11 protein-coding genes are annotated in these 13,649 nt (G+C 69.6%); 6 read left to right on the plus strand and 5 right to left on the minus strand.

Features of this window, described 5'->3' with window-relative positions; genetic code table 11:
- Window positions 1-151: 151 nt before the first annotated feature.
- Together ACWCRB_RS45025 and ACWCRB_RS45030 are read right to left on the minus strand one after the other, a co-directional pair.
- A complete protein-coding gene (locus tag ACWCRB_RS45025) occupies window positions 152-352 on the minus strand; it encodes a helix-turn-helix transcriptional regulator (RefSeq protein ID WP_019056510.1) in 201 nt (66 codons plus the stop codon).
- 365 nt (window positions 353-717) lie between these two features.
- Complete coding sequence (locus ACWCRB_RS45030) at window positions 718-1,656, minus strand: sugar phosphate isomerase/epimerase family protein (RefSeq protein WP_451001604.1); 939 nt, start codon at window positions 1,654-1,656, stop codon at window positions 718-720.
- A gap of 159 nt (window positions 1,657-1,815) precedes the next feature.
- Here ACWCRB_RS45030 and iolC point away from each other — a divergent pair, with 159 nt between their 5' ends.
- From iolC to mmsA, 5 genes are all read left to right on the plus strand, one after another.
- The gene (gene iolC, locus ACWCRB_RS45035; RefSeq protein WP_451001605.1) at window positions 1,816-2,766 is read left to right on the plus strand and encodes a 5-dehydro-2-deoxygluconokinase; all 951 of its coding nucleotides are present in this window, start codon (window positions 1,816-1,818) and stop codon (window positions 2,764-2,766) included.
- Between the two features lie 68 nt (window positions 2,767-2,834).
- The gene (locus tag ACWCRB_RS45040; protein WP_451001613.1) at window positions 2,835-3,704 is read left to right on the plus strand and encodes a Cgl0159 family (beta/alpha)8-fold protein; all 870 of its coding nucleotides are present in this window, start codon (window positions 2,835-2,837) and stop codon (window positions 3,702-3,704) included.
- 8 nt (window positions 3,705-3,712) lie between these two features.
- The gene (iolB, locus tag ACWCRB_RS45045) at window positions 3,713-4,549 is read left to right on the plus strand and encodes a 5-deoxy-glucuronate isomerase (protein WP_451001606.1); all 837 of its coding nucleotides are present in this window, start codon (window positions 3,713-3,715) and stop codon (window positions 4,547-4,549) included.
- Window positions 4,546-6,438, plus strand: a complete 1,893-nt coding sequence (gene iolD / locus ACWCRB_RS45050; RefSeq protein ID WP_451001607.1) for a 3D-(3,5/4)-trihydroxycyclohexane-1,2-dione acylhydrolase (decyclizing) — start codon at window positions 4,546-4,548, stop codon at window positions 6,436-6,438. Before iolB ends, iolD begins: the two co-directional genes overlap by 4 nt.
- A gap of 14 nt (window positions 6,439-6,452) precedes the next feature.
- Window positions 6,453-7,955, plus strand: a complete 1,503-nt coding sequence (mmsA, locus tag ACWCRB_RS45055; protein ID WP_451001608.1) for a CoA-acylating methylmalonate-semialdehyde dehydrogenase — start codon at window positions 6,453-6,455, stop codon at window positions 7,953-7,955.
- Window positions 7,956-8,091: 136 nt separating this feature from the next.
- Here the strand turns inward: mmsA and ACWCRB_RS45060 are convergent, their stop codons facing one another.
- Together ACWCRB_RS45060 and ACWCRB_RS45065 are read right to left on the minus strand one after the other, a co-directional pair.
- Window positions 8,092-8,997, minus strand: coding sequence for a hypothetical protein (locus tag ACWCRB_RS45060; protein ID WP_451001609.1), 906 nt, complete (start codon window positions 8,995-8,997; stop codon window positions 8,092-8,094).
- Window positions 8,998-9,001: 4 nt separating this feature from the next.
- Window positions 9,002-9,343, minus strand: coding sequence for a hypothetical protein (locus ACWCRB_RS45065; protein ID WP_451001610.1), 342 nt, complete (start codon window positions 9,341-9,343; stop codon window positions 9,002-9,004).
- A 67-nt stretch (window positions 9,344-9,410) separates the two neighbouring features.
- Between ACWCRB_RS45065 and ACWCRB_RS45070 the strand changes: the two genes are divergently transcribed.
- On the plus strand, window positions 9,411-13,007 hold the full coding sequence (locus ACWCRB_RS45070; protein ID WP_451001611.1) for a CHAT domain-containing protein: 3,597 nt from the start codon (window positions 9,411-9,413) through the stop codon (window positions 13,005-13,007).
- A 25-nt stretch (window positions 13,008-13,032) separates the two neighbouring features.
- On the opposite strand, the gene ACWCRB_RS45075 is transcribed toward ACWCRB_RS45070, so the two are convergent.
- Window positions 13,033-13,464, minus strand: coding sequence for a GNAT family N-acetyltransferase (locus ACWCRB_RS45075; RefSeq protein ID WP_451001612.1), 432 nt, complete (start codon window positions 13,462-13,464; stop codon window positions 13,033-13,035).
- Between the last annotated feature and the right edge of the window lie 185 nt (window positions 13,465-13,649).

Genomic DNA, 13,649 nt, shown 5'->3' on the forward strand with positions numbered 1-13,649 from the left:
GCCGGACGGGCTAAAAGATCCAGCCCCGGCCGGCACCACTCAGCCCGTCCGGCGTTTGAGGACGAGGCCGTTCAGGCCGATAGGGGGGTCTGGGGGCGCAGCCCCCAGGGATGGGAACGGGTAAGGGCGGCGGGGGCGAAAGAAACCCTGCTCAGTCGTCTCTTCGGCCCCGGTTCCCAGGCCGGGCCGCGACCCACGCCCGCACCGTGTCCGCGTACCAGAAGGGTTTCCCGCTCTCCACATGGTCGGGCGGGGGCAGCAAGCCGTGTTTGCGGTACGAGCGGACGGTGTCCGGCTGGACGCGGATGTGTGCGGCGATCTCTTTGTACGACCAGAGCCGTCGGTCGGTCATCGGTGCACCTCCCTGCGCGCGTCACGGGGTCGGCCAGGGTCGGCCGTCGGGGGAGCCGGACGCGGCGCTTGGCGATCACAAGGCCTTTGCCCGGTGAACGGCACGCGGTGACCCTGAGTAAGTGTCTGTTGACACGACGTGACGCATAACCCGCGTACACGCGACATGCGTGACGGAAGGGGAGCGTTTGTGACACGAGTGAAGCAAAGGCGCACGCCCGCGGCCCGGAGTGGCGCGTTGACCGGCGGGCGTACGCCACGTATCGGGGGCGGGCGCTTGCGCCCCGCCAGGGGCGCGGGGAACTGCGCGACCAGCCACGACGGACCCGCAGCCGACCGATTCCCCTCGCCGCTCACCCAGCGGAGCTACGCCCCGCAGGACCGAAGAAACGCCCGAGTCCGCTGCGCGATAGGCAGCGGCTTGTCCGGCTCGCACGGATACATGTCCTGCTCGACGATCGCGAACAGCTCCACGTCCAGCTTCTGCGCAGCAGCCAGCACCGGACCCAACTCCGGGACGCCCGCCGGAGGTTCGCACATGACACCCCGTGCCACCGCCGGGCCGAACGGGACCTCGTTCGCCCGTACGTCCGCGAGGATCTCGGGGTCGACCTGCTTGAGGTGGAGGTAGCCGATCCGCTCGCCGTAGGTCTCGATCAGCTTGACGCTGTCGCCACCGCAGTAGGCGTAGTGGCCCGTGTCCAGGCACAGCGAGACGAGCGACGAGTCGGTGCCGTCGAGGAAACGTGTGACGTTCGCCTCGCTGTCGATGTGGGTGTCGGCGTGCGGGTGGACGACGATCTGCAGGCCGTACCGCTCCCGCACCTCGTGGCCGAGACGCTCGGTCAGCGAGGTGAGGTTGCGCCACTGCTCGGGCGTCAGTGTGTCCGGCTCCAGCACCTCACCGGTCTTGTCGTCCCGCCAGAAGGACGGGATGACCACCAGGTGGGAGGCGCCCATGGCCTGCGCGAGCACCGCGTTGTCCGCGACGTGCGCCCAGGTCTTCTCCCAGACGGCCTCGCCGTGGTGAAGCCCGGTGAACACCGTGCCGGCGGACACCTTCAGGCCGCGCTTGGCCGTCTCCTCGGTGAGGACGGCGGGGTCGGTCGGCAGGTACCCGTACGGGCCCAGCTCGATCCACTCGTACCCGGACTGCGAGACCTCGTCGAGGAAGCGCTGCCAGGGAACCTGCTTGGGGTCGTCCGGGAACCACACGCCCCAGGAGTCGGGCGCCGAGCCGATCCTGATGCGCGACAGCGGGGAACCCGACGGAGACGAAGGGGACTGAGGCGACAACGTAGTCATGGGCGCCAGCTTCAGCCGATGCCGGGACGCGTGTCAAGGTCTGGTCCGAATGTCCGGACAAAGTATTGACAGGGCTCCGGGAGGCGGGCTAGACCTGACTGCGAGCCGCTGTGCCGCGAAGAGATGCGAAGAGACGCGAAGAGAACCGAGGGGAAGTCGATGGCGTACGACCTGATCACCATGGGGCGGATCGGAGTGGACCTGTATCCACTGCAGACCGGTGTGCCGCTCGCCCAGGTGACGTCCTTCGGGAAGTTCCTCGGCGGATCGGCGACGAACGTCGCGGTCGCCGCGTCCCGCCTCGGGCGGAGCACCGCGGTGATCACCCGGACCGGCGACGACGCCTTCGGCCGCTATCTGCACGACGCCCTGCGCGACTTCGGCGTCGACGACCGCTGGGTCACGTCGGTGCCCGGGCTCAACACCCCGGTCACGTTCTGCGAGGTCTTCCCGCCGGACGACTTCCCGCTGTACTTCTACCGGCAGCCCAAGGCGCCGGATCTCGAGATCGACGCCCACGAGCTGGACCTGGACGCGGTCCGCGAGGCGAAGATCTTCTGGGTGACGGGCACCGGCCTGAGCGAGGAGCCCAGCCGCACGGCGACCCTGGCCGCCCTCACCCACCGCGCCAAGTCCGGTACGACGGTCTTCGACCTCGACTGGCGCCCCATGTTCTGGAAGGACCCGGCGGAGGCCCGACCCTTCTACGTCGAGGCCCTCCGCCACACCACCGTCGCCGTCGGCAACCTGGACGAGGTCGAGGTGGCGACCGGCGTACGCGAGCCGCACGCCGCCGCCCGCGCCCTCCTCGACGCCGGAGTCGAACTGGCGGTCGTGAAGCAGGGCCCGAAGGGTGTTCTCGCGGTCAACAGCAAGGGCGAGAGCGCCGAGGTGCCCCCGCTCCCGGTGACCGTCCTCAACGGCCTCGGTGCCGGCGACGCCTTCGGCGGCTCCCTCTGCCACGGCCTCCTAGAAGGCTGGGACCTGGAGCGCATCATGCGTCACGCCAACGCGGCCGGCGCGATCGTCGCCTCCCGCCTGGAGTGCTCGTCGGCGATGCCCACCCCGACCGAGGTCGAGGCGGCACTGGCGGCGGGGGCGGTTCTGTGAGCGCCACCGCACCGGTCGGCAACGGCACCAACCCCCTTGCCCCCCTCACCCCGCTTGCCCCCGTCGACATCTCCGCCCTCGCCACCACCCGCGCCCGGCACCCCGAGGCCATCGCGGAAGCCGCCGCCCGCCGGACCCGGCGCCCGCTCCTCGGTGACTCCGGCCGGCTGATGATCGTCGCCGCCGACCACCCGGCCCGTGGCGCCCTCGGGGTCGGCAACCGCAAGCTGGCCATGGCCAACCGTGCCGACCTGCTCGAACGGCTGTGCCTGGCACTCTCCCGCCCCGGTGTCGACGGTGTCCTCGCGACCGCCGACATCCTGGACGACCTGCTGCTCCTCGGCGCGCTCGACGGCAAGGTCGTCATGGGGTCGATGAACCGTGGCGGCCTCTCCGGCGCCACCTTCGAGCTCGACGACCGCTTCACCGGCCACCGTCCCGAGGACATGGCCCGCCTCGGCTTCGACGCGGGCAAGCTCCTCGTACGCATCGACTACGACGACCCGGGCTCCCTCACCACCCTGGAGTCCACGGCCCACGCCATCGACGCGATGGCGGAGCGCCAACTCCCGCTCTTCGTGGAGCCGTTCATCAGCAGGCGCGGCCCCGACGGCAAGCTCCGCAACGACCTCTCCGCCGAGGCCGTCACCAAGTCCATCGCCATCGCCTCGGGCCTGGGCGGCAGTTCGGCGTACACCTGGCTGAAGGTCCCCGTCACGGAGAACCCGGACGACATGGCCGAGGTCATGCAGACCTCCACCCTGCCCGCCGTGCTCCTCGGCGGCGAGGTCGGGGACGACCAGGAGGGCGCGTACGAGAAGTGGCGCGGCGCGCTCCAACTCCCCACGGTCCAGGGCCTCGTGGTCGGCCGCTCGCTGCTGTACCCGGCGGACGGCGATGTGTCCGCGGCCGTGGACACCGCCGTCGGACTCCTGTGAGGCGCGCGATGACCGACGGCAGCAACAACAGCCTTTACGTCGAACGCGGCACGTCCACGAACGCGCAGTACGCCGTCGACATCGACCCCAAGCGGGCCGGCTGGACCCACAGCAGCCTGCGCATCGTGGAGTTGGCCCCCGGCGGCACGCACACGTTCACCTCCGGTGACAGCGAGTGGATCGTGCTCCCGCTGAACGGCGGCTGTACGGTGCAAGTAGAGGACGGCACGGCGCACGACGAGTTCCAACTCCTGGGCAGGGAAAGCGTGTTCGCGTCGGTCTCCGACTTCGCGTACGTACCCCGCGACGCCCGGGCACAGATCGCCTCCGGCGCGGGAGGCCGCTTCGCCCTGGCAGGAGCGAAGTGCGGGCGACGACTCCCCGCTCGCTACGGCCCCGCGCCGGAGGTCCCCGTCGAAGAGCGCGGCAGCGGCAGCCAGTTGAGGCACGTCCGCAACTTCGCCTCGGCCGACGCCTTCGACTGCGACAAGCTGATCGCGGTCGAGGTCATCACTCCCGGCGGCAACTGGTCCTCGTACCCGCCGCACAAGCACGACGAGCAAGTGCCGGGCGTGGAAGCGGAGTTGGAGGAGATCTACTACTTCGAGATCGACGGCCCGAACGGTTTCGGCTATCAGCGCGTATCCCCTTCCCGTGAGGGCGGATCCGACGTCCTCGCGGAGGTCCGCTCCGGCGACGCCGTCCTCGTACCCGACGGATGGCATGGTCCGTCCATCGCCCAGCCCGGTCACGACATGTACTACCTCAACGTCATGGCGGGGCCGGGTGAGACGAGGGAGTGGCGGATCTGCTTCCACCCGGACCACACGGAGGGATACCGATGACGGTGCAGACCTCGACGACGAGGCTCACGGTCGCGCAGGCGCTCGTACGCTTCCTGGCCGCCCAGTACACCGAACGGGACGGCGTCCGACGCCGGTTGATCGAGTCGACCTGGGGCATCTTCGGCCACGGGAACGTCGCCGGCCTCGGCCAGGCGCTCATCGAGTACGGCGCAGACATGCCGTTCCACCAGGGCCGCAACGAACAGTCCATGGTGCACGCGGCAGTCGGCTACGCGCGTCAGTCCAACCGCCTCTCCACGCAAGCCGTGACGACGTCGATCGGCCCGGGCGCGACCAACCTGGTCACCGGCGCCGCGCTCGCCACGATCAACCACCTCCCGGTCCTGCTCCTCCCCGGCGACACCTTCGCGACCCGCCCGGCGGACCCGGTCCTCCAACAGCTCGAAGTCCCGTACGCCGGCGATGTGTCGGTCAACGACTGCCTACGCCCGGTGTCGAGGTACTTCGACCGCGTGACGCGCCCCGAGGCGCTGATCCCGGCGGCGCTGCAGGCAATGCGGGTGCTGTCGGACCCGGTTGAGACAGGTGCCGTAACTCTCGCTCTCCCGCAGGACGTTCAGGCCGAGGCGTACGACTGGCCGGACGAGTTCTTCGCCGACCGCGTGTGGCACGTACGCCGTCCGGCCGCCGACCCCGACGAACTGACGGAGGCGGTACGGGCGATCCGCGCCGCCCGCCGCCCCCTGATCGTCGCGGGCGGCGGAGTCCACCACAGCCGCGCGGAGGACGTGCTGGCGGAGTTCGCCACGGCGACCCGCATCCCCGTCGCCTCCACCCAGGCCGGCAAGGGCTCCCTGCACTACCTCCACCCCCAGGACGTGGGCGGCATCGGCCACACGGGAACGGCGACGGCGGACGAACTCGCGCGCCTGGCAGACCTGGTGATAGGCGTGGGCACCCGCTACACGGACTTCACCACGGCGTCCAACACCCTGTTCGCGGCGCCGGACGTCCGCTTCCTGAACCTCAACATCGCCCCGTACGACGGCCACAAGCTGTCCGCCACCACGCTGATCGCGGACGCCCGCAGCGGCCTGCAACAGCTGACGGAGGCGCTGGCGCTGCACGAGCACCGCGTCGCGGACGGGTACGTGAGCGAGTACACCGAGGACAAGGACCGCTGGGAACAGCGAGTAGACGCGGCGTACGAGGCCGACGAGCCGGATGTCCGGCCCACGCAGTCGCAGGTCCTGGGCGCGCTGGACGAGATCGCCGACGAGTCGGACGTGATCATCAACGCGGCGGGTTCACTCCCCGGTGACCTGCACAAACTCTGGCGCGCCCGATCGAGGGACCAGTACCACCTGGAATACGGCTACTCCTGCATGGGGTACGAGATTCCGGCCGCGATCGGTGTGAAGCTGGCGGCGCCCGAGCGTCCCGTATGGGCGCTGGTGGGCGACGGCACGTACCTGATGATGCCGACGGAGATCGTGACGGCCGTACAGGAGGGGATCGCGATCAAGCTCCTCCTGATCCAGAACCACGGCTACGCGTCCATCGGCGGTCTGTCGGAGTCGGTGGGCGGCGAGCGCTTCGGCACCGCCTACCGCTACCAGTCGGACGACGGTACGTACACGGGTGCTCCGCTGCCCGTGGACCTGGCCGCCAACGTGGCGAGCCTGGGCATGCGCGTCCTGCGCGCGAAGACGGTACGGGAGCTGCGGGCGGCGCTCGCCGATGCCCGTGCCGCCGACACTCCCACTTGTGTCTACGTCGAGACGGAAACGGCAGACACAGTGTCGGGCCCGCCTCCGGCGCAGGCCTGGTGGGATGTTCCTGTGGCCGAGACCGCGACCCGCCCGTCGGCGGTCAAGGCACGTGAGCTGTACGAACGGCACGTCTCTACCCGACGCCGCCATCTGTGAAGGAGAACCTGGGCATGACGAAGATCGTCAACCACTGGATCGGCGGCAAGACCGTCGAGGGCGCGTCGGGCACGTACGGGCCGGTCACCGACCCCGCGACCGGCGCGGTCACCACGAACGTCGCCTTCGCGACCGTCGACGAGGTCGACGCGGCGGTAGCGGCGGCCAAGGACGCGTACGCAACATGGGGCAAGTCGTCCCTCGCGAAGAGGAGCACCATCCTCTTCAAGTTCCGCGCGCTGCTGGACGCCAACCGCGACGCGATCGCCGAGCTGATCACGGCGGAGCACGGCAAGGTGCACAGCGATGCGCTGGGCGAGGTCGCCCGAGGCCTGGAGATCGTCGAGTTGGCGTGCGGCATCACCGTGCAGCTGAAGGGCGAGCTGTCGACGGAGGTGGCGAGCCGCGTGGACGTCTCGTCGATCCGTCAGCCCCTCGGCGTCGTCGCGGGCATCACGCCGTTCAACTTCCCGGCCATGGTGCCGATGTGGATGTTCCCCATCGCCATCGCGTGCGGCAACACCTTCGTCCTGAAGCCGTCCGAGAAGGACCCGTCGGCGGCGATGAAGCTCGCCGAACTCCTGTCCGAGGCGGGCCTGCCGGACGGCGTCTTCAACGTGGTCCACGGCGACAAGGTGGCGGTGGACCGCCTGCTGGAGCACCCGGACGTCAAGGCGGTCTCCTTCGTAGGTTCAACCCCCATCGCCCGCTACATCCACACCACGGCCTCGGCGAACGGCAAGCGGGTCCAGGCCCTGGGCGGCGCGAAGAACCACATGCTGGTCCTGCCCGACGCGGACCTGGACGCGGCGGCCGACGCCGCGGTGTCGGCGGCCTACGGCTCGGCGGGCGAGCGCTGCATGGCGATCTCGGCGGTGGTGGCGGTGGGCGCGATCGGCGACGACCTCGTGCAGAAGATCCGCGAGCGCGCCGAGAAGATCAAGATCGGCCCCGGCAACGACCCGACGTCCGAGATGGGCCCGCTCATCACGAAGGTCCACCGCGACAAGGTGGCGTCGTACGTCACGGGCGCGGCGGCGGAAGGCTCCGAGGTCGTCCTGGACGGCTCCGGCTTCACGGTCGAGGGCTTCGAGGACGGCCACTGGATCGGCATCTCCCTCCTCGACAAGGTTCCGACGACGGCGAAGGCCTACCAGGACGAGATCTTCGGCCCGGTCCTGACGGTCCTGCGCGTGGACACGTACGAGGAGGGCCTGGCCCTCATCAACGCCTCCCCCTTCGGCAACGGCACCGCGATCTTCACCCGGGACGGCGGCGCGGCCCGCCGCTTCCAGCTGGAGGTCGAGGCCGGCATGGTCGGCGTCAACGTCCCGATCCCGGTCCCGGTGGGCTACCACTCCTTCGGCGGCTGGAAGGACTCGCTGTTCGGCGACCACCACATCTACGGCAACGACGGCACCCACTTCTACACCCGGGGCAAGGTAGTCACGACCCGCTGGCCGGACCCGGCGGACGGTCCGTCGGGCGTGGACCTGGGCTTCCCGCGCAACCACTGAGCATCCCCTACAAGTGCCCGTCGACCTGGATTTTCCTGGTCGGCGGGCATTGTCGGTCCTGTACTTGTCTCGGTCACGATCACGGGCACGGGTCAGGAGCAAGTCCTGGCCCGCCTGCGGCAGTGGTACCGATGCCTCAACGCCCTTTGCGGATGAGGGCGGTGAGGCTTGCTCCTTCGGCAAGCGAAACCGGCCCGGTGGCGTCCGGGCTTCCGACCCCGAGCGCGATGGCGAGCGTTCGGCTGTGCAGATCGAGTGCGGATTCGGACAGCATCGTCATATCGTCGACGGCGCTGCGTGCTCGTATCCACCCTGTGGTGCCGATGCCGATACCCACCAGTGCTGCCGGCCACCAGATGACGCCGAGCACCAGGTAGGGCCACGCCCAGGTGCCCACGGCAACAGCGGCGGCGAACGCGGTGTGGGCGGCGGTTATCTCGGCGCGGGAGATGTCCGGGAGTACGAGCCACAGGCGGGGCCAGGTGAAGGTCAGATCCAGTCCGTAGCGGTCCAGCGCGATCCTCTCGACGGCATGCACTCGATCACCCATCCACGTGGGACGGCCGGGTTCGGCCATGGCGATCCGGTTGGTCCGGTCGGCGGCGGCGTCGATTTCGCGTTGCTGGTCGGCGGTCCGGGATTCACCGGGATGGTCCAGGGCCAGCCGTCGCCGGCGGTCGACGCTTTGTCGCCAGCGAATGCGTCGCCGGGCAACGCGCCATCGGCACACGGGAGACGGGGGCCATTGGCCGAGCCAGATCAACCGGGTGAGCGGGGCAAGGGCCTGTACCGCCAGGCCGGCACCGGTAACACCCAGCAACAGCGCGCCGATCAGGATTCCCTGGACTCCTGCGGTCCGGCGGGGGAGGGCGGAGACGGTGTCGGCCGTGGCCCGGCTCAAACGCGACCAGTCCAGCGCGTGCTGGTGCCCCAGATGCGTCCCGGCCCATGCGGCCACGACGAACAGCACTCCCGGCACCAGCAGGAGAGTGACCCACCGCTCGGCCAGCTTCCTGGCCAGTTCCTGGAAAAAGCTGCTCACGGTGCTACTGACGGATCATCGGGTCGCCGGTGATCCGGCAACGCGGAACCGGCCCGGCCGGGACCGTGAACGCGATACGCGCGCACGCCTGGTCGGGACAGGCGAACTGTTCCTCGTCGGCTCGGCCGGGACCCGCACCAGGAAGACCGGTACCCAGTGACCGGACGGTGTCGTCCGACGCGGTGCCCAGTAGTTCGCCCAGCAGGTCGAGGATCGGCCGCCGGGCCCGGGCCTCGGCTTCGATCCGGGCCAGCAGAAGTCGGCGGTGCTCGGGCTGGCGAGCGCATTCCTGACGGAGTTCAGCCAGCTCTTCACAGAAGGTTGTCAGTACATCCCGTTCCGACACGTCCACCTCGGCCCCCCTACTCGCAAAGCTGCAGACGCAACAGTTATCCACTAATAGCATCGCGGACGTGAAGTTCGACGTGGTGCTGACGTTGGTGCATCGGCGGCTTTCGGCTTTCGGTCGGTCACAGGATCCTGACATCGTCCTCGCCGGCTCGGCACTGGCCGAGGCGTCCGGGTTGCGGGAAGCGGCGCAAACCGCTGACGAACCACGGCAGGCCGCGGCCTGCCGGGCCCTCGGCTGGCTCTACCTGTACCGCCACAAGGTGATTCCTCCTGGCCCGGACTCGAGCGGAGAGCTGGCCCGAGCGATCCTCCTGGTCATGCCGCTGGCCCACAACCAGGACGCCGTTCCCGAACCACTGCATGGCGTCCTGGGACGTACCGCGTTTCCTGAGAGCCAAGCCTCATTGGGCGCGGGGCTGCTCGGTGATGCCCTGCGGGCACCCGACCCGGCGCTGCTGGAAGCCGGCATCGGCTTGCTCACCAAGGCCGTCCACGCCATGCCGGGGCGCCACCCCGAGCGAGCCGCTGTCACGGCCAACCTCGGCGTCGCCCACCTGGTGCGCTACGAGCGCACCGGAGTGACGGCCGACCTGGACCTTTCCATCGAATACGATCAGCGAGCGGTGGAAGCCACTCCGGTCGGCGCTCCGGAACTGATCGGACGGCTGACAAACCTGGGCAATGCCTTCCGTGAACGGTTCGCCCGTGGCGGCGAGCCGGCGGACCTGGAGATGGCCATCCAGGCCGGTGAGCGGGCGTTGGCCACAGCAAATGACGATCACCCTGACCGGGGCGCGGTGCTGTCCAACCTCGCCAACGCCTACCTGCAACGCTACGACCTCGACGGACGGATCAGCGGTCTCGGGCGGGCCATCGATCTCGCCGAGCAGGGCCTGGCAGCCATACCCGCGGGCGATCCCCACCGGCCGGGACAGCTGTCGAACCTCGGTGCCGCTCACAACGAGCGATACGAGCGCACCGGAGCACCCGCCGACCTGGATCGGACGATCCAGTTGGGGGAGGAAGCGATCGGGGGCAGTCCCGAGGATCACCCCAACCGTGCCGGGTGGCTGTCCAACCTCGGCAACGCGTACCGGGAGCGGTACTCGCATCGCGGGAACCCCGCCGATCTGGAGCGGGCCATCGAACTCACCGATCAGGCAGTGGCTTCGACGTCCGAGGGCACCCCAAGTCGTGCTGCGATCCTTTCCTGCTGCGGACTCACGTACCAGAAAAGGTACGAGCACGGTGGGGCGCTGTCCGATCTGGAGCGGGCCATCAGGCTCGCCGAGCGGGCTCTGGCCGCCGCCCCGGAACGTGACGCGAACCGGACGAAGTACGTGGCCAACCTCAGCGACGTCCACGTGGAACGGTACCGGCGCAGTGGGGCGATTTCGGACCTCGATCGCGCCATCAAGCTGGCCGAGCACGCCGTCGCGGCCACCCCGCCGGGCCATCCCGACCTGGCGGGACGTCTGTCCGGCCTCGGTCTGGCCCACCGGGAGCGCTTCCGTCGTGGCGGCGTGCTGGCGGAGCTGGACCGGGCTGTCGACCTTCTCGAGCAGTCCGTGGCGGTGACCCCGGAAAGTCATACCGCCCACGCGGCCCGGCTGTCCAACCTTGGCCTCGTCCGCCAGGAACGGTATGTGTCGACGGGGGACGTGGCCGACCTGGACCGTGCCGTCGATGTCGGAGAGCAGGCCCTGGCGGCTGTTCCGGAAGACCACCCCGAACGGCTGGGTGTGCTGTCCTCGCTCGGTCTCACCTACCAGAGGCGCTACGGACACGGTGGTGCGCACGCCGACCTCGACCGGGCCATCCGGGCCGGGGAGCAGGCGGCCGTCGGCATCTCCGCCGATCACCCCGATCGCGGAGCGATGTGGTCCGACCTCGGGCTCGCCTACTTCCAACGGTTCGAACGCGGCGAAGCGCCGGCCGATCTCGACCTGGCGATCCACGCGGCGGAGACGGCGGTCGACGTCACTCCCGAGGACCATCCGCATCGAGCGAGGTATCTGTCGAATCTCGCCGACGCCTGTTGGTTCCGTCTGAATCTCGACGAACGGGGCCTTCCTCAGGACACGGTCCTCCAGCTCGGCCGGGATGTCCGCACGGCCACGTCGTCCTCACCGACCGACCGCGTCACGGCCGGTCACATCGTGGGAGTGCTGACACACGCGATGCGCGACCATCGAAACGCGGTGGAGATGCTGGACACCGCGGTGGCGCTGCTGCCGTCGACGGCGCCCCGTGAAGGTGAGTGGCCCGACCGGGAACGCGGTCTCGGTCAACACGCGGGCGTGGTCAGCGAGGCGATCGCCGCCCACTGCGCGCTGGGCGATCCGACCGGCGCGGTGGAGGTGGCCGAACTGGGCAGAGGCATTCTGCTGGGCGCCAACCTGGACAGCCGGACCGACCTCACCGACCTCGAGCACGCGCATCCGAATCTCGCCGAGAATCTCCGGCGGCTGCGCGACCGACTCGCCGTCGCGGACTCCATGCACAGCCTCATGACCGTCGATGCGATCGAGCACATCGACGACCGGAGACGATTGTGGGCCGAGCACGACGAACTGCTCACCGAGATCCGCCGGCAACCGGGCTTCACCCGGTTCCTCCTGCCGCCCCGGCTTGCGGACCTGCGCTTCGACGGCACGGTGGTACTGGTCAACGCCGGTGTACTCCGCAGCGACGCCATCATCATGAGTGCCGACACCGAGCCCAGGCAACTGGCCTTGCCGCGCCTCTACCTGGCCGATGTGCGGGCCAAGGCCGAGGAACTGCTGGACGCCACGAACAACCTCAGCCGCCTGACCGGGCCGTTGCAGAGGCAGCGGGTCATCCCCGAGATCCTCAGCTGGCTGTGGGAAACGATCGTCGAACCCGTCCTCGAAGCAGTCGGCATCGACGAGTCGAAGACGCGGGTGTGGTGGCTGCCCACCGGACTGCTGGGGCTGTTCCCCCTGCACGCCGCGGGCCATCCCGGACAACCCGGCGCTCTCGATCGTGTCGTCTCCTCGTACACCCCCACCTTGCGCGCTCTCGCACACGCGCACACCCGCCCGGCTGCCGTGACCCGCAGCCAACTGACCGTCGCGCTCAGGCACACCCCTGGACTGCCCGAACTGCCCGGCTGTGTCGCGGAAGCCGCCGCGCTGCAGAGCCACCACCCCGGCACGCCACCGCTGGCCGACCACAACGCCACTGCCGGCCTGGTCCGGACAGCCCTGCCCCAGGCCACCTGGGCGCACTTCGCCTGCCATGCCGGCGCCGACCTCACCAACCCCTCACAGGGTGGCCTGCAACTCAACGACGGGATCCTGCCGATACCGGAGATCAGTCGGCTCCGGCTGAACCACGCCGAACTCGCCTACCTCTCCGCCTGCTCGACGGCGCACAGCGGCTCCCGGCTCGCGGACGAGTCCATCCACCTCGCGTCGGCCTTTCAGCTGGCCGGGTTCCGTCACGTCATCGCGACCCTCTGGCCCTTGCACGATCGCATCGCCGCCGCTGCCGCACACTCCTTCTACGAACTCATGCCCGCCACCGCCAGTGCCGACCGAGCCGCCATCGCACTGCACCGTGTCACACAGCGTCTCCGTACGGCTCACCCTGATCGAGCGGACCTCTGGGCGCCATTGATCCACAGCGGCCCATGACGTCGGGGCGGCGGATTCCTGCGCCCTACCCGAACTCCCAGCTCACCACCGCGCACACCCCGTCGTCCTTCCCGCCCGCACTCCTGTACGTGGCAAGGGCGACCTCGTTGTCCGTGTCGACCAGGACCCACATCCCGTAGCAGCCGAGTTCGCGGCTCTGGCCGGCCAGCCGCCGGACCAGGGCCCGTCCGATCCCCCTGCGCCGGTACGGCTCGGCCACGCCCAGCTCGTACAGCAGCATCTCCGCGCCCTTGTCCGGGTGGATCGTCTCGATGCCGCTCACAAAGCCGACGGGGGCGGTTTCGGCCATCTCGTAGGCCAGATACAGGTGATGGCCGGCGGACGTCAGGAAGCGCTCCGTCCACTCCGTGCGGACCGGGTGGTCGAAGAGGTGTTCGGCGGCGGCCACCTCGGCGACCGTCATAGCGCGGCGAATCTCCACAGACCGATTCTGCATGTGCCCGTTCGTACCACGGCTGGTGTACGCGAGGCATGTGTCGTACGCCTCCAGGATGGCCGGAGGTTCCGACCGGTGGTTGCCCCGGATGTCACTGGCGGCCCGTACCGTTGACGCATGGATCTTCGAATGCCCGGACTGCGAGGAGCGCGGCCCCGGCGATCAGCCGTCGCGGCCGCCGGGGC

The organism is Streptomyces sp. NPDC002156, assembly GCF_053593675.1.

Coding starts and splice junctions, on each gene's coding strand:
- ACWCRB_RS45025 (WP_019056510.1), bottom strand. CDS start 352: ATGACCGACCGACGGCTCTGGTCGTACAAAGAGATCGCCGCACACATC.
- ACWCRB_RS45030 (WP_451001604.1), bottom strand. CDS start 1,656: ATGACTACGTTGTCGCCTCAGTCCCCTTCGTCTCCGTCGGGTTCCCCG.
- iolC (WP_451001605.1), top strand. CDS start 1,816: ATGGCGTACGACCTGATCACCATGGGGCGGATCGGAGTGGACCTGTAT.
- iolB (WP_451001606.1), top strand. CDS start 3,713: ATGACCGACGGCAGCAACAACAGCCTTTACGTCGAACGCGGCACGTCC.
- iolD (WP_451001607.1), top strand. CDS start 4,546: ATGACGGTGCAGACCTCGACGACGAGGCTCACGGTCGCGCAGGCGCTC.
- mmsA (WP_451001608.1), top strand. CDS start 6,453: ATGACGAAGATCGTCAACCACTGGATCGGCGGCAAGACCGTCGAGGGC.
- ACWCRB_RS45075 (WP_451001612.1), bottom strand. CDS start 13,464: ATGCAGAATCGGTCTGTGGAGATTCGCCGCGCTATGACGGTCGCCGAG.